Genomic DNA, 20,002 nt, shown 5'->3' with positions numbered 1-20,002 from the left:
GGTAAGTAAAGGTTCGATCAAAAAAAGCCAGGGCCTGGTCTGGAAGATAAGCCAGATGAAAATAGCCCTGCAAATAGACCGGCGATTATACGCACAAGTCACCTGGGAGACCCGTGATGCTGGAAACCGCTGTGTACGATTGTCCTTATTGTGGTGAAGCAGTTGAGACCAGTGTGGACCTGTCCGGTGGCGACCAGACCTATATCGAGGATTGCCAGGTGTGTTGTCGACCGATTACGTTCGTCCTGCAGGTCGATGGTCAAGAGTGGTATCTGGAGGTCTACAGCGAGAATGACTGAAGGGGACGTCCATGCGGCGCATCTATGAGCTGGAAAACCTGATGGAAGGCGAACTGCTGCAAGGCATGCTCGCCAGCGAAGGCATCACGGCGCATCTGGTGGGTCGCGACCTGGTGGGCGGCGTTGGTGAATTGCCCATGCAAGGCCTGTTGGGGCTGGCGGTGGAGGACGACCAGGCGCAATACGCCCGGGAGCTCATCGCCGCTTACAATGCCGCGCTGCCGCTGCCCGGCGATGAACCGGACAGTTACCCCGGTACGCTGGTCTGCTAGGCTGGCGGTCGTTCGATCAAGAGTCGTGTTGCCCCATGTGTGGACGTTATGCCCTGTTTCGCTGGAACCCCGCTTTCGCGGCCTTGCCCGGCTTTCCTGCCGACCAGAAGGCCCAATGGAATATTTCGCCCAACGATTCGGTGCTGATGCTGCGTGCCGACGCCGAGGGCCGGCGTGAGCTAGCCCGGGCTCGCTGGGGGCTGACGCCGCCGTGGCTGACCGACCTTTCCCGCACGCCGGCCCATGCCCGGGCCGAAACCGTGGCCGAGCAGCCGATGTTCCGCGAAGCCTTGCGCCTGCGTCGCTGCCTGCTGCCGGCCAACGGCTTCTACGAGTGGCGCGGCGGCGCGCGCAAGCGTCCGTTCTGGCTGACGCCAGGGGAAGGGGCGTCGCTGTTTTTCGCGGCCATCTGGGAAGCCTACCCGGTGCAGGAACAGGTCTGGCTGAGCACCGCCGTCATCACCCAGCCCGCAGCGGGCCAGCGCCGCCCATTGATCCTGGACGAAGAAGGCCAGCGCCTGTGGCTCGACCCCGAAACGCCGCTGCATGCCCTGCAAGGACTGCTGGCCAGCGAACCGCTGCCACTGCGCGAGCGAGTGCTGGCCAACCTGATCAACGACCCGAAACTCAATGGGCCGGAGTGCCTGACCCCGGCTTGAGTGTGCGGTGCTTGGGCCGGCCTCATCGTCGGATCGCCGCCCGGAGCCGGCTCGCTCCCAGTGAATTGCGGATGTTCACCATCTCTGCGCCCGTCCCGAAAACTTTGTGGGAGCGAGCTTGCTCGCGATGGCGGTGGTTCAGTTGGCAGAGATGGTGGTTTTGCCATTGCTATCGCGAGCAAGCTCGCTCCCACATGGATGCTGTGGCAGAGAGTCGGTGTTCACCACCAACTCTCTGTGGGAGCGAGCCTGCTCGCGATAGGGACCTCGGATCAAACCCTGAACTGATTGATCAACCGCCGCTGCTGTTCCGCCAGTTTGGTCAGCCCGGCGCTGGCGGCGCTGGATTCGTCGGCGCCGCTGGCGACTTCGTTCGCCACCTGGCCGATGTTGATCACGTTGCGGTTGATGTCGTCGGCCACGGCGCTTTGCTCTTCGGCGGCACTGGCGATCTGGGTGTTCATGTCGTTGATCACCGAGACGGCCTGGGTAATGGTCTCCAGCGCCTGGGCCGCTTTCGCCGCGTGCTGCACGCTTTCATCGGTGCGGTGCTGGCTGTCTTCCATGACCCGCACCACGTCCCGCGTGCCCTGTTGCAGTTGCTGGATCATCGACTGGATTTCCTCCGTAGCCTGCTGAGTCTTCTGCGCCAGGTTGCGCACTTCATCGGCTACCACCGCAAACCCTCGACCCTGTTCGCCGGCTCGGGCCGCCTCGATGGCCGCGTTCAGCGCCAGCAGGTTGGTCTGTTCGGCAATCCCGCGGATGGCCGTCAGAATCGCATTGATGTTTTCGCTGTCCTTGGCCAGGTTCTGTACCACACCCACGGCCCGGCCGATTTCCTCGGCCAGGGCACCGATGGACATGGAGGTGTCCTGCACGATCTGCATGCCCTGACTGGCGGCCTGATCGGCATGACTGGCGGCTTGGGCGGCCTGGGTCGCGTTGCGTGCAACGTCCTGGGCGGTGGCGGTCATTTCCTGCACGGCGGTGGCGACCTGATCGATCTCCGACATCTGCTTGTGCACGCCCTGGTTGGTGCGGATCGCGATGTCGGCGGTGTGTTCCGACGAATCGCTGACGCTCTGCACCGACGTCACCACCTGGCTGATCATGCCCTGCAACTTGCTCAGGAAGGTGTTGAAGCCCCGGGCAATCGCGCCCAGCTCATCGGCGCGGTCACTCACCAGGCGCCGGGTCAGATCGCCTTCGCCCTGAGCGATGTCATCGAGCATCGCCACCATTTGCTTGAGCGGTCGGGCGATGCCGTGGCCCACCAGCCAGATCACCAGCAGGCCGATAGCGGCAATCGCCAGGCCGACCATGGCCATGCCGAAGATGTCGGTTTCGCGTTGTTCGTTGAGGTCTTTCTGCAAGGCTTGCAGGTCGGCCATTACCGCGTTCAGCGGCAATTGCAGCATCAGTGTCCAGCGTGCGCTGGTTTCGCCGATGCCGAACGGCATGTACACCTCGATATGGCCGTGCTCTTCATCGATGGTGTAACGCACTTCACCTGAGCCGAGTCTGCCCAGGTTGTCCAGTTCGCTGGCATCGAGCAGGTCGCTGGCCTTTTCCCCCAGTTTGCTCGGATCCTTGGTGAACGCCACGAACCGGTTATTACTGGACAGCAGGGCCATTTCCCCGGCGCCGTCGTACAGCTTGGCGTCGGCGGCAACGAGCATGTCTTGAATGAAGTTCACCGACAGGTCGGCACCGACGATGCCCTGGAACTTGCCATCGATCATGATCGGTTCGATGAACGAGGCGAGCATGGTCATGGTGGCGCCGACGCGGTAGGGCGCCGGGTCGATCACGCAGGCTTTCCTGCTGTCCTGGGAGCACAGATAGTACTCACTGGCGCGGATCCCGGTGGACAGCAGTTTCTGGTCGGCCACGTCGGCGAGTTTTTCCAGGCCCAGGGTGCCATCCTGATTACGAAACCACCACGGCAGGAAGCGCCCGTTGGTTTCCATGCCCGCCACCGGACTGTTCACGTAACTGGCATCGTCGTGGTCGATGGCGTTCGGTTCCCAGGCGATGTAGGCGCCGAGCACTTTCGGATTGCGTACCACGGTTTCGCGCAGCAGGCTGATCATCTGCTCGCGAGGCATCTTGAGTTGCGGATTGCCGTCCGTGCCATTCATGCCCATCAGCGCGTTGGTAGTGGCAAGACCCTTGGCAAGCTGCAGCGGGGCTTCCAATTCCCGTTGGATCTGGCTGGCCTGGGTGCGCGCCAAGGCGCTGAGGCGTTGCTCGATGAGTTGTTCGAACTGCGCCTTGGTGCGCTGCTGCACCATCTCCTGGGTGCGGGCGCCGGCGAACAGCGCATAGAGCACCAGGGCACCGACCACGCTGAGGACGATGGCACCGGCCAGGGCGGCGACGGAAAACTGGATCGATCTGAATTTCATATTGGCTCCGGACGCGGGAATGACGTCTGAAGCTTGTATCGGCGTCTTTGAGCAGCGACATGAGGCGCTGTTCGTCGGATGACTGTTTTGGAACCACGGGTGTCGCAAATGAACTGTGTGGGATCTGTCTGAAAAACCTGTAGTTGAGAAGTGTGTATCTGGCGCCGATACAAAACCGCGCATAGGATACGCCCACGTTTCCAGGGAGCTTCTTATATGAACAAGACTTTGATGGTGAGTGCTCTGAGTGCGGCTTTGCTGCTCGCCGGTTGCCAGTCGGTCAATACCACCAGCGGCGGAGCCGTGGGCGTGGAGCGCAAGCAGTACATGTTCAGCATGTTGTCGACCGATGAGGTCAACCAGATGTACGCCCAGTCCTACCAGAAGACCGTGGGCGAGGCGAGCACCCAGGGCGTGCTGGACAAGACCAGCAGCGAGGCCAAGCGGGTCCAGGCCATCGCTGACCGACTGATTGCCCAGGCACCGGTGTTCCGTCCTGATTCGGCGCAGTGGAACTGGGAAGTGAACCTGATCAAGAGCGACGAGCTCAACGCCAATTGCGGCCCTGGCGGCAAGATCATTTTCTACACCGGGCTAATCGATTCGCTGAAGCTGACCGATGATGAGATCGCGGCAGTCATGGGCCACGAAATCGCCCACGCGCTGCGTGAACACGGGCGCGAAGCGATGTCCAAGGCCTACGGCATCGAGATGGCCAAGCAGGGCGCCGGTGCCTTGTTCGGATTGGGCCAGGACAGCCTGGCGCTGGCCGACACCGTCGCCAACTATGGCATGACCTTGCCCAACAGCCGTGGCAACGAGAACGAGGCCGACCTGATCGGCCTGGAACTGGCTGCCCGCGCCGGCTACAACCCGAACGCCGCGATCACCTTGTGGAACAAGATGAGCAAGGCTTCCGAAGGCGCCCCGCCGGAATTCATGAGCACCCACCCGTCGTCGACCAGCCGGATCGCTTCGTTGCAAGCGGCGATTCCCAAGGTGATGCCGCTTTACCAGCAGGCCAAGAAGTAGGGCCAGGCTGGGCTGGCAGCTACAAGATGCAAGCTGCAAGCTACAAGCTGCAAGCTGCAAGCTACAAGCTAAGCAGAGCTGCTTTTTGCTTTCCCTTGCAGCTCGTAGCTTGCAGCTCATAGCTAGGCGCCAAGCGCCTTGTACACCGCAACGATCGCCAGGACGAAGAAGGCCGAGGCGGCCAGGCGGCGGATCAGGGTCAGGGGCAGTTTCTCGGCGGCGAAATTGCCCGCCAGGACCACCGGCACGTTGGCAATCAACATGCCCACGGTGGTGCCGATGATCACCAGCCACAGTTCCGGGTACTGCGCGGCAAGCATCACCGTGGCGATCTGGGTCTTGTCACCGATTTCCGCCAGGAAAAACGCAATCAGCGTGGTCAGGAACGGCCCGAACCTGCGCGCAGGGTTGGCTTCGTCATCATCCAGTTTGTCCGGGACCAGGGTCCACAGCGCCGTGGCGGCGAAGCTCGCGGCCAGGATCCAGTGCAACACGGCGTCCGAGAAAATACTGCCGACCCACGCCCCGACCGCCCCGGCGGCTGCATGGTTGGCAAGGGTCGCCGCGACGATGCCGGCAACGATCGGCCAAGGCTTGCGAAAACGCGCCGCCAGGACGAGCGCAAGCAATTGCGTCTTGTCGCCGATTTCGGCCAGCGCAACGATGGCGGTAGGTACGAGGAGAGAATCCAACATCAGGGGTTCCTAAAGGGGGCGGGTCGACACGGCTATGACACGTACAGCCTCCCCGCCCCGGGTAAGGTGTACGTGTCATAGGTCTTGTCAAACCCAGCGACCATCTGCGTGGACGCTTGGGCCGCATACGCCATGGTCTGCTGACCAAGTGTGTTGACGTATGCCGGGCGAGCATGGCGCTCGCGGGAGACTACTCCCCTAGGACGGAGCGGATTCTGCCTAGGCAAATCCTATTGGGCAAGTGCTGGTGGCTGAAAAAATTCAGCCGCGCTTGGCCCGGTAGATGCGAAAGCCCTGGCCTTCGGCCTTGATCGCGCAGATGCCCAGGTGCTCTTCGATCAGCGGTTGATACTTGAGGAAGCTGTTGGCAACCAGGCGAAGTTCGCCGCCGTTTTTCAGATGTTTGGCCGCTTTTCTCAGCAGATTCTCTGTGGCGTGGTAATCGGTGTGGACGCCGACATGGAACGGCGGGTTGCTCAGGATCGCGCTCAAGCCCATCGGTGCGGCGTCGATCCCGTCACCGGTCAGCACTTCGGCTTCCAGGCCATTGGCGGCCAGGGTCATGCGGCTGCTGGCGGCGGCGAAGGCATCCACGTCCAGCAGCGTGACAGTGTTGTGCGGATAGCGCCGCTTGACTGCGGCCCCCAGCACGCCGGCGCCGCAGCCGAAGTCCAGCAAATGGCCGCTGGGCAGTTTATCCAGGTGCTCCAGCAACAGTGCGCTGCCGCGATCCAGGCGACCGTGGCTGAACACCCCGGGCAGGCTGATGACTTTCAGCGGGCCTTCGGCCAGGGGTAGTTCGTAAGTCTGGGCCAGGCTTTCGAGCGTCTTGACTTCTGGCGCTTCGGCAACGGTGACTTGCCACAGCTGGCAGTGCCGGGCGCTGTCGAGCTTGCGTGGCTTGCCGAACGGGTTGAGCTGCTTGGACGCGCCCTCGATGCCGCTGCGTTTCTCACCCACCAGGTACACCTCGCGACCGGCCAGGCGTACGGCCACGGCATTGAGAATGTAGTCGGTGAGGTCCTTGGCCTTGGGCAAGAACACCACGGCGGTGTCGAAAGTGCGTTCAGGGACATTCACGCCAAAATGGCTGCGCTCGGGGAAGCGGGCGTCCAGTGCGGCCTGGTCACCCGCGTGCCAGCACCAGCCATGGGCGTCGGGCAGGCGGCCGAGCAGGTCGTCGGCGGGCAGGCCGGCCAGCAGGACCGAGCCCTGGAATAACTCGGCCTGACGAAGCAGTACTTCACTGCGCGGATCCATGGTCTGCTCCTTGAAAAAAAGTGCGGCAGTTTATCAACTGACGACCCGTCGTGCTGTACCGCTGAAAAAGGCCTGGGCGTTTTCGCTCATCTGGCCGACGATCCGCTGCCGCGCCTCGCGGCTGCCCCAGGCGTTGTGGGGCGTGACGATCAGCCGGGGAATATCGGTCGCCAGCAGTGGGTTGCCCTGGACCGGTGGTTCCACGCTCAGCACGTCGGTGGCCGCGCCGCCCAGGTGACCGTTGCGCAGGGCATCGGCCAGGGCCTGTTCGTCGATCAGGCCGCCGCGTGCGGTGTTGACCACGAAGGCGCCGGGTTTGAGCGATGCCAACTGCCGGGCGCCGATGAAGTTACGGGTGTGTTCGTTGAGCGGACAGTGCAAGGTCAAGGCATCGACCTGCGGCAACAGTTCATCCAGCGGCAAACGGTCGGGGCGCGCCGGGCGCCCTGGAATCTGTCCCAGCAGCACGCGCATGCCGAAGGCCTCGGCCAGGCGCCCGACGGCGCTGCCCAATTCGCCATGGCCCAGCAGCCCAAGGGTCTTGCCCTCCAATTCGACGATCGGATAGTCCAACAGGCAGAACTGCGAGGCCCGCTGCCAGCGACCTTCCCCTACAGCTTTTTGATAATCGCCCACGCGGGTCGCCAGGTTCAGCAACAGCATGAGGGTGTGCTGGGCCACGGATGGCGTGCCGTAGCCCTGGCAATTGCACACCGTGATACCGTGGCGGCGGGCAGCCTCCAGATCGACATTGTTGGTGCCGGTGGCGCTGATCAGGATCAGCTTGAGGTCTGGACTGGCGGCTAGGGCATTGGCATCGATCACGGCTTTGTTGGTGATCGCCACGGTAGCGCCCTTGAGCCGCTCGATCACTTGCTCCGGCGTGGTCCGGGCAAACAATTGCAGCTCTGAGAAGCAGGCGCGCAGCGGGCCTAGATCCAGGTCGCCGAGGTCCAGGGAAGGGTGGTCAAGGAAAACGGCGCGGGCGGTGTTCGTCATCAGCTGTACCTGTTCGATCAAGACTTGAAGGCGTAATGTGGCGAGCCTATCAGATGAACTGTGGCTGCGGCCTGGCTCGATGTCGGGCTTATGAAGGACCCTGTGGCGAGGGAGCTTGCTCCCGCTGGCCTGCGAAGCAGGCCTCGTCATAGGGCAAGCACCTGCTGCGCAGTCGAGCGGGAGCAAGCTCCCTCGCCACGGTAGTCATGGTAGTCATTTAGCAGAACCGCCAAGGAGCCCCCCATGTACCTCGCCGAATTCCTCACCGTCGCCCTGATCCACCTGCTGGCGGTCGCCAGTCCCGGGCCGGACTTTGCCGTGGTGGTGCGCGAGAGCGTGACCCATGGCCGGCGTGCCGGGACCTGGACGGCGCTGGGCGTGGGCACGGCGATTTTCCTGCACGTGGGTTATTCGCTGCTGGGCATCGGCTTGATCGTGTCGCAATCGATCGTGCTGTTCAACGCGCTCAAGTGGGCCGCCGCCGCGTACCTGCTGTACATCGGCTTCAAGGCCTTGCGCGCGCAGCCGGCCAAGGCCGCCGCGGACGATCTGCACAAGGAAACCGGCGAGCGTACCGCACGAGGTGCGTTCACTGCGGGCTTCGTCACCAACGGTTTGAATCCCAAGGCCACGCTGTTTTTCCTGTCGCTGTTCACCGTGGTGATCAACCCGCACACGCCCCTGGCCGTCCAGGCCGGCTACGGGGTGTACCTGGCGGTCGCAACGGCGGCCTGGTTCTGCCTGGTGGCGATGCTGTTCAGCCAACAGCGGGTGCGTGCCGGCTTCGCCCGCATGGGCCACTGGTTCGATCGGACCATGGGCGCCGTGCTCGTCGCCATCGGCGTCAAGCTGGCGTTCACCGAGATGCACTGACTGGCGCAGTCCTCCGTAAGCTGCAGAAAAGATGGCTCGAAGCCAGTACTTACGCACGGATCAAATCATTCCTTTGGCTGATTTGATCCGTGCGTAAGCGCTCTAAAGTGCCTCGCATGCCAAGAACGTGCAGCCAGAAAAGGGACCCCTATGTTGCAGACTCGCGTTATTACTCCAGCCGAAGGCGCTTATCGATATCCGTTGCTGATCAAGCGGCTGCTGATGTCCGGCACGCGTTACGAGAAAACCCGCGAGATCATCTACCGTGACCAGTTGCGCTACAGCTACCCGACGCTGATCGAGCGGGTCGCACGGCTGGCCAACGTGTTGACCGAGGCCGGGGTCAAGGCCGGCGATACCGTGGCGGTGATGGACTGGGACAGCCATCGCTACCTGGAATGCATGTTCGCGATCCCGATGATCGGCGCGGTGATCCACACCATCAACGTGCGCCTGTCACCGGAACAGATCGTCTATACCATGAACCACGCCGACGACCGCTTCGTGCTGGTCAACAGCGAGTTCGTCGGTCTGTACCAGGCGATTGCCGGGCACCTGACCTCGGTGCAGAAGACCTTGTTGCTGACCGACCTGCCGGAAAAGACTGCCGAGTTGCCGAACCTGGTGGGCGAGTACGAACAGTTGCTGGCCGCTGCCCCTCCGACCTACGACTTCCAGGATTTCGACGAAAACTCCGTCGCCACCACGTTCTACACCACCGGCACCACGGGCAATCCCAAGGGTGTGTATTTCACCCATCGGCAGCTGGTGCTGCACACCATGGGCGTGGCGACGATCATGGGGGCCGTCGACAGCGTGCGGCTGTTGGGCACCAACGACGTGTACATGCCGATCACGCCGATGTTCCATGTCCATGCCTGGGGCCTGCCCTACGTGGCGACCATGCTCGGGCTCAAGCAGGTCTATCCCGGCCGTTACGATCCTGAATTCCTGATCCAGCTGTGGCGCAAGGAGAAGGTCACCTTTTCCCACTGCGTGCCGACGATCCTGCAAATGGTCCTCAACGCCAAAGGCGCCCAGGGCACCGACTTCGGTGGCTGGAAAATCGTCATCGGTGGCAGCGCCCTGAATCGCAGCCTGTACGACGCAGCCAAGGAACGGGGCATCCAGCTCACCGCCGCCTATGGCATGTCCGAGACCGGGCCGCTGGTGTCCTGCGCCCACCTCAACGAGGAGTTGATGGCCGGCAGCGAAGACGAGCGCACCACTTATCGGATCAAGGCCGGCGTGCCGGGGCCCCTGGTGGAGGCGGCGATTGTCGACAGCGAGGGACGTTTCCTTCCGGCCGACGGCGAGACCCAGGGCGAACTGGTGTTGCGTGCGCCTTGGCTCACCGAGGGTTACTACAACGAACCGCAGAAAGGCACCGAGCTGTGGGCCGGCGGCTGGCTGCACACCGGTGACGTCGCCACGCTGGATGGCATGGGATTCATCGATATCCGTGATCGCATCAAGGACGTGATCAAGACCGGCGGCGAATGGATCTCTTCCCTCGACCTGGAAGACCTCATCAGTCGTCACGCGGCGGTACGCGAAGTAGCAGTGGTCGGCATCCCCGATCCGCAGTGGGGCGAGCGGCCGTTTGCCTTGCTGGTGGTGCGCGAAGGGCACCAGATCGGGGCGCGTGAGCTCAAGGAACACCTCAAGCCGTTCGTCGAGCTGGGGCACCTGAGCAAGTGGGCGATCCCGAGCCAGATCGCCCTTGTTACCGAAATTCCCAAGACCAGCGTCGGCAAGCTCGACAAGAAGCGCATCCGCGTTGACATCACCGAATGGCAGAGCAATAACAGCGCCTTCCTGTCCACGCTTTAAGCTGTTCTTGCGTGCCTGAAAGGGCACGCAAACCCCACCAAGCAAGCGCTTGCCTTGTCAAACCACGAATTTCAGCCATCCTTGCCGTGCCGACACCTGTCGGCCTGGCGAAAGGACTGTTCCAGAGTGGTCGAGGGCTGCAAATCACACTTTAGAGGGATCAAGCCGTACTACCTGCTGGCTATAGTCCGCTCACGGATCTCCAGGAACGGGGCGCACGCACGAAAGGGCGATGCGACTTCCGCGGATGTCGGGACGCTGCCGCTCCCAGCCGTCGAAGTGTTCCTGGAATATTCACTGCCATAACAATAATGCACATGGAGTAGCGTCGATGACCTCAGCAACCACGTTCTGGCGCCGGGCAAAATTGCCTCTGGCGGTCAGTCTCGCCTCTTCGCTCGCCGGGCCTGCATTCGGCGTCAGTTTCAATATCGGTGAAATCGAAGCCCAGTTCGACTCGTCCCTGTCGGTCGGCGCGAGCTGGTCCACGGCCAAGCCCAACAGAGACCTGATCGGTGTCAACAATGGCGGCAAGGGCCTGTCCCAGACCTCCGATGATGGTCACTTGAACTTCAAGCGCGGGGAAACCTTCTCGAAGATCTTCAAGGGCATCCACGACCTGGAACTGAAATACGGCGATACCGGCGTGTTCGTGCGTGGCAAGTACTGGTACGACTTTGAACTCAAGGACGAAAACCGCCTGTACAAGGACATCAGCGACAGCAACCGCAAGGAAGGCGCCAAGTCTTCCGGCGGGCAGATTCTCGATGCATTCGTCTACCACAACTACGCCATTGCCGATCAGCCGGGTTCGGTTCGCCTGGGCAAGCAGGTGGTCAGTTGGGGTGAAAGCACCTTCATCCAGGGCGGCATCAACTCCATCAACCCGGTCGACGTGTCCGCGTTCCGTCGCCCTGGCGCCGAGATCAAGGAAGGCCTGATCCCGGTCAACATGTTCTATGTGTCCCAGAGCCTGACCGATAACCTGTCGGCCGAGGCGTTCTACCAGATTGAATGGGATCAGACCGTTGTCGATAACTGCGGCACGTTCTTCTCCCAGCCGGATGTGATTGCCGATGGGTGTAACAATAACCTTCGGGTGCTGAACAAGCGTTCGACCATCCCGCTTCCGGGCGTGATCTTGCCAATACTGGAAGGCCAGGGCGTCAATATCAATGAGGAAGGCGTACTGGTACGTCGCGGCGCGGACCGCGACGCCCGCGACGGCGGCCAGTGGGGCGCATCGTTGAAATACATGTTCGAGCCGCTGGACACCGAGTTCGGTGCCTACTTCATGAACTATCACAGCCGTGCGCCGATTTTCAGCGCCCAGGGCGCTGCGCAGCAGTTCTACACGGCTGGGCCTATTGCCGCGTTGCGTCCGTTGATCGTGGCGGGTAACTCCAACTATTTCGTCGAGTATCCGGAAGACATCCGCCTCTATGGCCTGAGCTTCTCCACGACGCTGCCCACCGGCACGGCGTGGAGCGGTGAACTCAGCTATCGCCCGAATGCACCGGTGCAACTGAGCACCACGGACATTCTCTTCGCCGGTGTGACACCACTTCCCGGATTTGGCGATGCGTCAGTGCTCCAAGGCACGCCGGGCCAGGATCTGCACGGCTATCGTCGTAAAGAGATCACGCAGTTCCAAACCACCTTCACCCACTTCCTGGATCAGGTCATGGGCGCCAGCCGCCTGACCCTGGTGGGTGAAGTCGGGGTGACCCACGTCGGTGGGCTGGAAAGCAGATCCGACGCGCGCTATGGCCGTGACCCGGTGTTCGGTCCCGGCGAGTTGCCCAATGGCTTCTGTACTTCGCTCAACACCTCGACCGCCTCCGGCGGTGGTCAGACTCTCGGCAACGTGAACAGCAACTGCGACAACGATGGCTTCACCACCGCCACGTCCTGGGGCTATCGCGCTCGCGCCATCTGGGAATACCCGGACGTCTTCGCCGGGGTGAACCTCAAGCCCAACGTGGCCTGGTCTCACGACGTCAAAGGCTACTCGCCAGGCCCTGGCGGCAACTTCGAGGAAGGCCGCAAAGCCGTCAGCCTCGGGCTGGATGCCGAATACCAGAACACTTACAACGCCAGCCTGGCCTACACCAACTTCTTTGGTGGTGACTACAGCACCGTGGATGATCGCGATTTCCTGGCGCTCAGCGTCGGCGTGACTTTCTAAGCACCGTATTTCAGGACGACACACTATGAAAATAACAAAGAGTCTGTTGCAGGTCGGCGTACTGGGAGTCTCCCTGCTGGCCGCCAGCGTCATGGCCGCGGTGCCTGCCGCAGAAGCCGACAAACTGGGCAAGACCCTGACACCGATGGGCGCCGAGATGGCCGGTAACGCCGATGGTTCGATCTCGGCCTGGAAACCCATGGCCAAGAACGCCGGGTCCGTGGACAGCAAGGGCTTCCTTGCCGATCCGTACGCCAGTGAAAAACCGCTGTTCACCATCACCGCGCAGAACGTCGAGCAGTACAAGGACAAACTCGCGCCGGGCCAGTACGCGATGTTCAAGCGCTACCCGGAAACCTTCAAGATGCCGGTCTACCCGACCCATCGTGGCGCCACCGTGCCGGACGAGGTGTATGCCTCCATCAAGAAGAACGCGGTCAACACCAAGCTGGTGTCCGGCGGCAACGGCCTGGAAAACTTCGAGACGGCCATTCCGTTCCCGATCCCCCAGAGCGGCGTGGAAGTGATCTGGAACCACATCACCCGCTATCGCGGCGGCAGCGTGACGCGCCTGGTGACCCAGGCCACGCCTCAGCCCAATGGTTCGTACAGCCTGGTGTACTTCCGCGACCAGTTCGTGTTCCGCGACAAGATGAAGGATTTCGATCCGGCCAACCCTGGCAACATCCTGTTCTACTTCAAGCAGCAAGTCACCGCGCCGGCGCGCCTGGCCGGTGGCGTACTGCTGGTGCACGAGACCCTCGACCAAGTGAAGGAGCCGCGTTCGGCCTGGGTCTACAACGCCGGCCAGCGCCGTGTGCGCCGGGCGCCGCAAGTGTCCTATGACGGACCGGGTACCGCCGCCGACGGCCTGCGTACCTCCGACAACCTGGACATGTACAACGGTGCGCCGGACCGCTACGACTGGAAGCTGGAAGGCAAGAAAGAACTGTACATCGCCGCCAACAGCTACAAGATCGACTCGCCGCAACTCAAGTACGCCGACATCCTCAAGGCCGGCCACATCAACCAGGACCTGACCCGCTACGAGCTGCGTCGCGTCTGGCATGTGACCGCGACGCTGAAGGAAGGCCAGCGCCACATCTACGCCAAGCGTGACTTCTTCATCGACGAGGACACCTGGCAAGCGGCGGTGATCGACCATTACGACGGTCGCGGCCAACTGTGGCGCGTCGCCGAGGCCCATGCCGAGAACTACTACGACAAGCAAGTGCCGTGGTATGCCCTGGAAACCCTCTACGACCTGCAGTCCGGCCGCTACCTGGCCCTGGGCATGAAGAACGAAGAAAAATCGGCCTACGACTTCGGTTTCACCGCCAGCACCGCCGACTTCACCCCGAACGCACTGCGTCAGGATGGCATCCGCTAAACCGCTTTACCCCGAGGCCGCATCCTCGAATAAACGCCCCGACTGGTTCGGGGCGTTTATTTTTCCCTGCACGCACCGCCCACTGTGGCGAGGGAGCTTGCTCCCGCTGGGTTGCAACGCAACCCCAATCAGCGACCCCGTTATACCTGATGCAGCGCGATCTCGGTTCTCAGGGCTGCTGCGCCCGAACGCGGACCGGCCCAGCCGGAGCAAGCTCCCTCGCCACGAAAAGCGGTCCCGGCGTTCTTCAAAGAAGAATCAGCCTGTCGTCTTTTTGTAGCCATTTGTAGCACTCCCTTCAATACCTCCTCGTTTACCGCTAGTCTGCGGACATCTGCTACGCCGCCATTCGCATTTCAAAAGAGCCGGCCATGACTGATTTGTCCTCACTTCCGGATACAGCCCGCGCAGCCATCGCGGCACAGGACGGGCGCTTTTATCGCCCGCCCTTGCCTGACGGCCATGTACTACGGCCGCGGTTGTGCGAGCGACTGAGGGCAGGGCTCGGCGGAAGGTTGCTGTTGGTGAGTGCGCCGGCGGGGTTCGGCAAAAGCTCTCTGGCGGTGGAGTTTTGCCAGAGCCTGCCGGCGCGTTGGCAAAGCCTCTGGCTGGGCCTCAGCGCCCGGGACAACGATCCGGGGCGCTTCCTCGAACGGTTGTTGGAAGGGCTTCAGGCGTTCTTTCCAGAACTGGGGCGTCGGGCGCTGGGGCTGTTGAAAATGCGCCAGCGGCATCAACCCTTTGCTTTTGAAGAATGGCTCGACGGCCTGCTGGATGAACTGTCGAGTCACTTGTCGCCCCGTGATCCTCTGCTGCTGGTGCTCGACGATTATCATCTGGCCCAGAGCCCGGTGCTGGATCGCTGCCTGCAATTTTTTCTCAATCACCTGCCCGAGGGGTTGTTGCTGCTGGTCACCAGCCGCCAGCGTCCGGACTGGCACCTGGCACGCCTGCGCCTGTCGCGGCAGCTGCTGGAGCTCAATGAGCAAGACCTGCGTCTGACCCATGACGAGGCCCTGACGCTGCTGCAGCACCACAGCAGTTCGTTGCGCGGCGAGGCCATGGAAAGCCTCATCCAGCGCAGCGAAGGCTGGGTCGCGGGGTTGCGCTTCTGGCTGCTGGCTGCCTCCGAAGCCGGTACAGAAGGCTTGCTGCCCCAGGCCTTGCACGGCGGGGAAGGGCTGATCCGTGATTACCTGCTCGAGGAAGTCATCGACTGCCTGCCGGCCGACGTGCAAGCGTTTCTCTATGACACCGCGCCCCAGGATCGCTTTTGCAGCGAACTGTGCGACGCCGTGCGCGAAGCCCATGACAGCGCCGAGATCCTGGCTTATCTGGCGGCTCACCAGGTGTTTCTGGTGCCGCTGGACGAGCACGGCCACTGGTATCGCTACCACCACCTGTTCTCTGATCTATTGCGCAGTCGTCCCAGCGCACCGGCCATGGTCCCGGTCGCGACCTTGCATTTGCGGGCCTGTCGCTGGTTCAATGCCCAGGGCCTGATCGATGAAGCCGTGGAGCAGGCGCTGCGGGCCGGGCATCTGGATGTGGCGGCGAACCTGGTGCAAAACCTTTCGGAAGAACAGCTACTGGCCGAGCAGAACGTCGGCATGTTGTTGCGCTGGAAAATGGACTTGCCCGACAGCTTGCTCATCAGCACCCCGCGGCTGATCGTGTTGTATAGCTGGGCGCTGGGGCTGGCCTGCCAGCTGGACGCCGCCGAAGAACTTGCCGCCCACTTGAGTCGATTCCTGCCGGCGCCTTCGGCTACCGCGCAGAAGTCCATGCTCGCCCAATGGCTGGCACTGAGCGGGATCGTCGCCCGTGGCCGTGGCAATCGCGAGGCCACCGTGCGCTATTGCACCGAAGCCCTGGAGAGCCTGCCACAGAAGCGCTACGGCCAGCGGCTGATGTGCCTCTCGACACTGTCTAACCTGGCAATTGCCGACGGCGATCTGTGGCGTGCCCGCAACTTGAACCGCGATTCCCTGGAACTGGCGCAACGGGTGGGCAATCCGCTGTTCGAAGCCTTGGCGCATTATGATCGTGCCCGGGTCTTACAGGCGCGGGGCGAGATCCTGCGGGCGCTGGATGAAGTGCAGCAAGGCCTGCAACGGCTGCACAAGCTGTCGCCCCAGCGCCTGTACGCGGTGCGGGCGCGGTTGATTCTCTACGAAGGTTTCCTGTTGACCTTGCGCATGCAGCACCATGCCGGATTGGCGCGGTTGCAGGCGGGCCTCACCGAAGCCCGCGCCTGTCGCGACATCAGCGTGCTGATCGGCCACTGCGTGATCGCCCGTATCGAAGGCTACAGCGGCGAATTCGCCCGGGCCTTTGCCGAGCTGGCCGAAGCCGAGCGGCTGATGCACATCTGGGATGTTCCGCCGATCTATTATCTGGCGATGATCACCCTGGTCAAATGTGAACTCTGGCTCGCCCAGGGCCGCACCGACCTGGCCGAAGCCTGGCTGGCGCGCTTGGGCCAGACCTACACCGGCGAACGGGCTGCGGCACCGCCCGAGTTCCATCCGCAATTGCCATTGCATGTGGAGCTGCAACAGGCCGTGCTCGAATCGATCCGGGGCCAGCCGATGCTTGCCGAGGGACGGCTCAACGCCTTGCTCGAACACGGCCAGCAGACCGGACGGCAGATGCTCAGCGTGATGGCGTTGAACCAGAAAGTCGCGCTGCTGCTGGGCGTCGGGCGCGAAGCCGAAGCCCGCCGTACCTTGATCCAGGCTTTCGAAGCGGCTGCTGGTGGAGTGTTGCAACCTTTCGAGTGGCTGTTGGGCGAGCAGCGTGAGTGGCTGCGCGAACAATTGCTACAAGCCCCGCCCAGCCAGTTGCGCGAAGATCTGCTTGAGCGCTTGCCTTCTGTGCTGGCGCAACCTTGCGAGCCATCGGTGCCTGTCGAAACCCTCAGCAGCCGCGAACGGGCGGTGTTGCAGTTGATTGCCCAAGGGTGTTCGAACCAGGAGATCAGCGAGCAGCTGTTTATCTCGCTGCACACCGTCAAGACCCACGCCAGCCACATCAATAGCAAGCTGGGTGTGGAGCGCCGTACCCAGGCGGTGGCGCGGGCGAAGGCGCTGGGGTTGTTGGGTTGACGATGGTTTCTGACCCAGCGAGGCCCTTGGGGCGAGGGAGCTCGCTCCCGCTGGGTTGCGCAGCAACCCCATGACGGCGAACATGTGCGCCTGATACATCGCGTCGTCAGGCTTTGGGGGCGCTGCGCACCCCAGCGGGAGCAAGCTCCCTCGCCACAAAAGCCAGGCAAGTCAGCAGAGGAATGAGCCCTTGCTACCCCAATACAAAACCATCCAATCCCCCGTTGGCCAGTTGATCCTCGTCGCCCGGGATACTCGGCTGGCGGCCATTCTCTGGGAAAACGAGCGGCTCAATCGGGTACGCCTGGGGCCTCTGGAGGAAGACAACCAGCATCCGGTGCTCCTGGAAACCGAACGTCAGCTACTGGAGTATTTTGCCGGGCAGCGCAGCCGTTTCGAACTGGAGCTGGACTTCGCCGGCACTGATTTCCAGGTTCGGGTCTGGCAGGCACTGCTGACCATCCCCTTCGGCCAGACCCGCAGCTACCGCGACATCGCCATCCAGATCGGCCAACCGACAGCGGTTCGTGCGGTTGGCGCCGCCAATGGGCGCAACCCGATTTCGATCATCGCTCCTTGCCACCGCGTCATTGGCACCTCCGGCAGCCTCACCGGTTTCGCCGGCGGCCTCGCGGCCAAGCAATACCTACTGAGCCTCGAAGGGCAACAGACCCTGCAATTGGCCTTCTGACCCAAGCCCCGGTGGGAGCGAGTGGCCGCCGATATCACGCCATGCACTGGTCCCCTGTGGGAGCGAGCCTGCTCGCGACAGCGGTGTGTCAGCTCGCAGGGATGTTGGATGTGCCGCCTTATCGCGAGCAGGCTCGCTCCCACAAGTGCGCGGTGATTTTTCAGGGTTGGGATGGTTTGGGCGGCAACATCCGCGTCGCTGGTTTGCCGTCGGCGTTGTGTTGATAGATCTGCGCCGGTTGGCCTTGTTCGTTGAAGAACACCTGGCCAATCCCCGCGCTGTTCCACAGGCGTTCGCCGGCTTCGGCGTGTTCCGGGGTGTGGGGGATGATGCGCATGCTGCGGCGTTTGGTGAACCAGTTCAATGGCGAGCGCGGGGAATAGAGCCAGCGGTTGAGGCGGTCGAACCATTCCAGCAATGCTGGCGGGAATTCGTTCTTGATGCCGCTGCTGGTGATCTGCCAGAGGCGCGGGCCGCCCTTGCGGTGTGGGATCAGCACTTCATAGACGAAGGAATAATGCACATCCCCTGACAGCACCACGTAATTACCCGGTGTCCGCGAGTGTCGGAAAATGTTCAGGATGACCTGGGCCGCGCCGCGATGGGCCATCCAATTCTCCGCATCCACCAGCAGGGGATAGCCGCACCAGCTGAACGCGCGCTGCACGGTCTCGATCAGCTTCACCCCGAAGATCGGCGCCGGCGAAACGATGATCGCCGACGGATGATCCAACAATTGCTGCTGCAGTTCGCTCAGGGCTTCCCAATCCAGCAGGCCGGAAGGTTGCTTGAGGTTGTTCTCGCTGCGCCAGCGGCGGGTGCGGGTGTCGAGCACCACCAGGGCCGGGCTGCTTGGCAGCACGTAATGCCACTGCTGAAACCCCAGCAGCGAGTCGATCAGTTGGTCTTGCGGTGCGCTGTCGAGGTAGCGATCCCGGGCCGTTTCGCTCAATGCCCGGGTTTGCTCGATCACGCCAATGAAGGCGTCCGGGTTGTTGCCCCAGCCTTGGCAAAGCATGTAGGCAATCAGGGCGTTGCCAATGATGCGCTTGGAGAATGGATGGCCGTAGGCCGTTTCCTCCCACTGGGCGGACAAATTCCAGTCATCGGTGATGTCGTGATCGTCAAAGATCATCAGGCACGACAGATGAGCAAATACCCGCGCCACGCCGCTCAGACCGGTCTTGAACGCGTCGATGCGTTGTTGTTCCAGGTCGTAGCGCTGGCGTCGCTCGGCGGTCAATTCCGGCGGCTGCACATCAATCAGCGTCCACGGTACCGGCGACCACACCAGCAGGTACATTGCCATGCCTTCGGCGAACGTCACCAGGTGATTGTCGGCGCTGCTGCTGGTGAAAATCGGCTTACGCGCACCGCCGAAAAATCGCTCGCGCAGGGTTTCGTTGCTCTCAAGTGCCGGTAGCAAATCGGCGCGATGGTAGTAGCTGGCCGGGTGCTGGTACAGCCTGGCGCTGTCTTCCACCACCGCGCCGTCCAAACGTTCTTCGAACAGACCCAGGCGTTCGATCAACGCATGGATTGCCCGCAACATGGGGCCTGCGACATCGTCGGCATACACTTGGTCGCCGCTCATCATCAGCAGTGCCGGTCGTTGTTCCGGGACCTGAGCCAGCAGCCGGTCGACGCAGAGCAGGCCGTCATTGGCCGGGTAATGGGGTTTGCGGCAAGAACCGTGGACCAGTTGTTCGATGCGCGAATGCAGCATGAAGCTGGGGTGCTGCGTCTCTTTGTACAACAGATGCGGCGCCCAGTCGGCGATGGGCGCAGCGTCCACTCGCAGGTCGTAGCCGATCGTCACATCCCGGGGCAAGGGTGTGTCGAGTTGCACATCGATCAGATGCACAAATGCCTGCTGCCCCACCGGCACCACGGTGCAGCGCGTCGTATCCAGCACAATGTCGCCCACACCTTCGATCCACAGCGTCAGCGCCAACGGCCGCGTGCCCACCAGCCACATCACCAGTCGCGCAGGTTCCAGGCGCCGCAACAACGGGCCGACCAGGACAGGGGGCAGGGCAGGGGTGGTGTCGGGTGTGGACGGCAGCATTTGCGGGTAAAGCTCTGTTCAGGAGGAGGCGGGGATCATAGCGCAATGAGCTTTGTCGCTGGGGGTCGGGAAGACTCGCTTTTGTGGCGAGGGAGCTTGCTCCCGCTGGGGTGCGAAGCACCCCAGAAGAACGCGATGCTACGATGCGTCAGGTTAAGCCTCGGGACTGCTACGCCCGAACGCGGACCGGCCCAGCGGGAGCAAGGTTGTATTCCTGCCGTTGAT

Annotated in this window: 15 protein-coding genes, 1 pseudogene and 1 riboswitch; of the genes and pseudogenes, 10 read left to right on the top strand and 6 right to left on the bottom strand. The window is 62.4% G+C overall.

What is annotated here, in order from left to right:
• Positions 1 to 116: 116 nt before the first annotated feature.
• Genes ACLEJQ_RS01550 through ACLEJQ_RS01540 form a run of 3 tightly spaced genes read left to right on the top strand, consistent with a single transcriptional unit; the run spans position 117 to position 1,230 of the window.
• Positions 117 to 299 (top strand): CPXCG motif-containing cysteine-rich protein, encoded by a 183-nt coding sequence (locus ACLEJQ_RS01550; protein ID WP_440791504.1) that lies wholly within the window; start codon positions 117 to 119, stop codon positions 297 to 299.
• Positions 300 to 310: 11 nt separating this feature from the next.
• Positions 311 to 571, top strand: coding sequence for a putative signal transducing protein (locus ACLEJQ_RS01545; RefSeq protein ID WP_440791502.1), 261 nt, complete (start codon positions 311 to 313; stop codon positions 569 to 571).
• A 35-nt stretch (positions 572 to 606) separates the two neighbouring features.
• Positions 607 to 1,230, top strand: a complete 624-nt coding sequence (locus ACLEJQ_RS01540; RefSeq protein WP_440791501.1) for an SOS response-associated peptidase — start codon at positions 607 to 609, stop codon at positions 1,228 to 1,230.
• Positions 1,231 to 1,502: 272 nt separating this feature from the next.
• Here the strand turns inward: ACLEJQ_RS01540 and ACLEJQ_RS01535 are convergent, their stop codons facing one another.
• A complete protein-coding gene (locus ACLEJQ_RS01535; RefSeq protein ID WP_440791642.1) occupies positions 1,503 to 2,246 on the bottom strand; it encodes a methyl-accepting chemotaxis protein in 744 nt (247 codons plus the stop codon).
• Positions 2,247 to 2,360: 114 nt separating this feature from the next.
• Positions 2,361 to 2,555: pseudogene (locus ACLEJQ_RS01530) on the bottom strand (HAMP domain-containing protein); the annotation flags it as partial.
• A gap of 1,302 nt (positions 2,556 to 3,857) precedes the next feature.
• On the opposite strand from ACLEJQ_RS01530, the gene ACLEJQ_RS01525 reads away from it, so the two are divergent.
• Entirely contained in the window at positions 3,858 to 4,673 is an 816-nt protein-coding gene (locus ACLEJQ_RS01525; protein WP_440791499.1) for a M48 family metallopeptidase, read from the top strand.
• Between the two features lie 122 nt (positions 4,674 to 4,795).
• Here the strand turns inward: ACLEJQ_RS01525 and ACLEJQ_RS01520 are convergent, their stop codons facing one another.
• The 3 genes from ACLEJQ_RS01520 to ACLEJQ_RS01510 all read right to left on the bottom strand — a co-directional run bounded on the left by ACLEJQ_RS01520 (position 4,796) and on the right by ACLEJQ_RS01510 (position 7,627).
• On the bottom strand, positions 4,796 to 5,368 hold the full coding sequence (locus tag ACLEJQ_RS01520) for a TMEM165/GDT1 family protein (RefSeq protein ID WP_440791497.1): 573 nt from the start codon (positions 5,366 to 5,368) through the stop codon (positions 4,796 to 4,798).
• 89 nt (positions 5,369 to 5,457) lie between these two features.
• A riboswitch (yybP-ykoY riboswitch) is annotated at positions 5,458 to 5,580 on the bottom strand.
• A 49-nt stretch (positions 5,581 to 5,629) separates the two neighbouring features.
• A complete protein-coding gene (locus tag ACLEJQ_RS01515; RefSeq protein ID WP_440791495.1) occupies positions 5,630 to 6,628 on the bottom strand; it encodes a methyltransferase in 999 nt (332 codons plus the stop codon).
• Positions 6,629 to 6,661: 33 nt separating this feature from the next.
• A complete protein-coding gene (locus ACLEJQ_RS01510; RefSeq protein WP_440791493.1) occupies positions 6,662 to 7,627 on the bottom strand; it encodes a 2-hydroxyacid dehydrogenase in 966 nt (321 codons plus the stop codon).
• Between the two features lie 243 nt (positions 7,628 to 7,870).
• Between ACLEJQ_RS01510 and ACLEJQ_RS01505 the strand changes: the two genes are divergently transcribed.
• The 6 genes from ACLEJQ_RS01505 (at position 7,871) to ACLEJQ_RS01480 (ending at position 17,709) form a co-directional block, all read left to right on the top strand.
• Positions 7,871 to 8,500, top strand: a complete 630-nt coding sequence (locus tag ACLEJQ_RS01505) for a LysE family transporter (protein WP_440791491.1) — start codon at positions 7,871 to 7,873, stop codon at positions 8,498 to 8,500.
• Positions 8,501 to 8,650: 150 nt separating this feature from the next.
• Positions 8,651 to 10,333, top strand: a complete 1,683-nt coding sequence (locus ACLEJQ_RS01500; RefSeq protein WP_440791489.1) for a fatty acid--CoA ligase — start codon at positions 8,651 to 8,653, stop codon at positions 10,331 to 10,333.
• Positions 10,334 to 10,664: 331 nt separating this feature from the next.
• On the top strand, positions 10,665 to 12,521 hold the full coding sequence (locus ACLEJQ_RS01495; protein WP_440791487.1) for a DUF1302 domain-containing protein: 1,857 nt from the start codon (positions 10,665 to 10,667) through the stop codon (positions 12,519 to 12,521).
• A 25-nt stretch (positions 12,522 to 12,546) separates the two neighbouring features.
• The gene (locus tag ACLEJQ_RS01490) at positions 12,547 to 13,911 is read left to right on the top strand and encodes a DUF1329 domain-containing protein (RefSeq protein WP_440791485.1); all 1,365 of its coding nucleotides are present in this window, start codon (positions 12,547 to 12,549) and stop codon (positions 13,909 to 13,911) included.
• 371 nt (positions 13,912 to 14,282) lie between these two features.
• Positions 14,283 to 17,018, top strand: coding sequence for a LuxR C-terminal-related transcriptional regulator (locus tag ACLEJQ_RS01485; RefSeq protein WP_440791484.1), 2,736 nt, complete (start codon positions 14,283 to 14,285; stop codon positions 17,016 to 17,018).
• A 190-nt stretch (positions 17,019 to 17,208) separates the two neighbouring features.
• A complete protein-coding gene (locus ACLEJQ_RS01480) occupies positions 17,209 to 17,709 on the top strand; it encodes a methylated-DNA--[protein]-cysteine S-methyltransferase (RefSeq protein WP_440791482.1) in 501 nt (166 codons plus the stop codon).
• A 160-nt stretch (positions 17,710 to 17,869) separates the two neighbouring features.
• Here ACLEJQ_RS01480 and ACLEJQ_RS01475 read toward each other — a convergent pair whose 3' ends face one another.
• A complete protein-coding gene (locus ACLEJQ_RS01475; RefSeq protein WP_440791481.1) occupies positions 17,870 to 19,777 on the bottom strand; it encodes an alkaline phosphatase D family protein in 1,908 nt (635 codons plus the stop codon).
• Positions 19,778 to 20,002 lie beyond the last annotated feature (225 nt).

The organism is Pseudomonas sp. SMV71 (genome assembly GCF_052042015.1).
In the GTDB taxonomy this organism is placed as follows: Bacteria; Pseudomonadota; Gammaproteobacteria; order Pseudomonadales; family Pseudomonadaceae; genus Aquipseudomonas.
The sequence above is the reverse complement of the archived record's forward strand: the minus strand, read 5'-3'. Positions and strand labels throughout refer to the sequence as shown.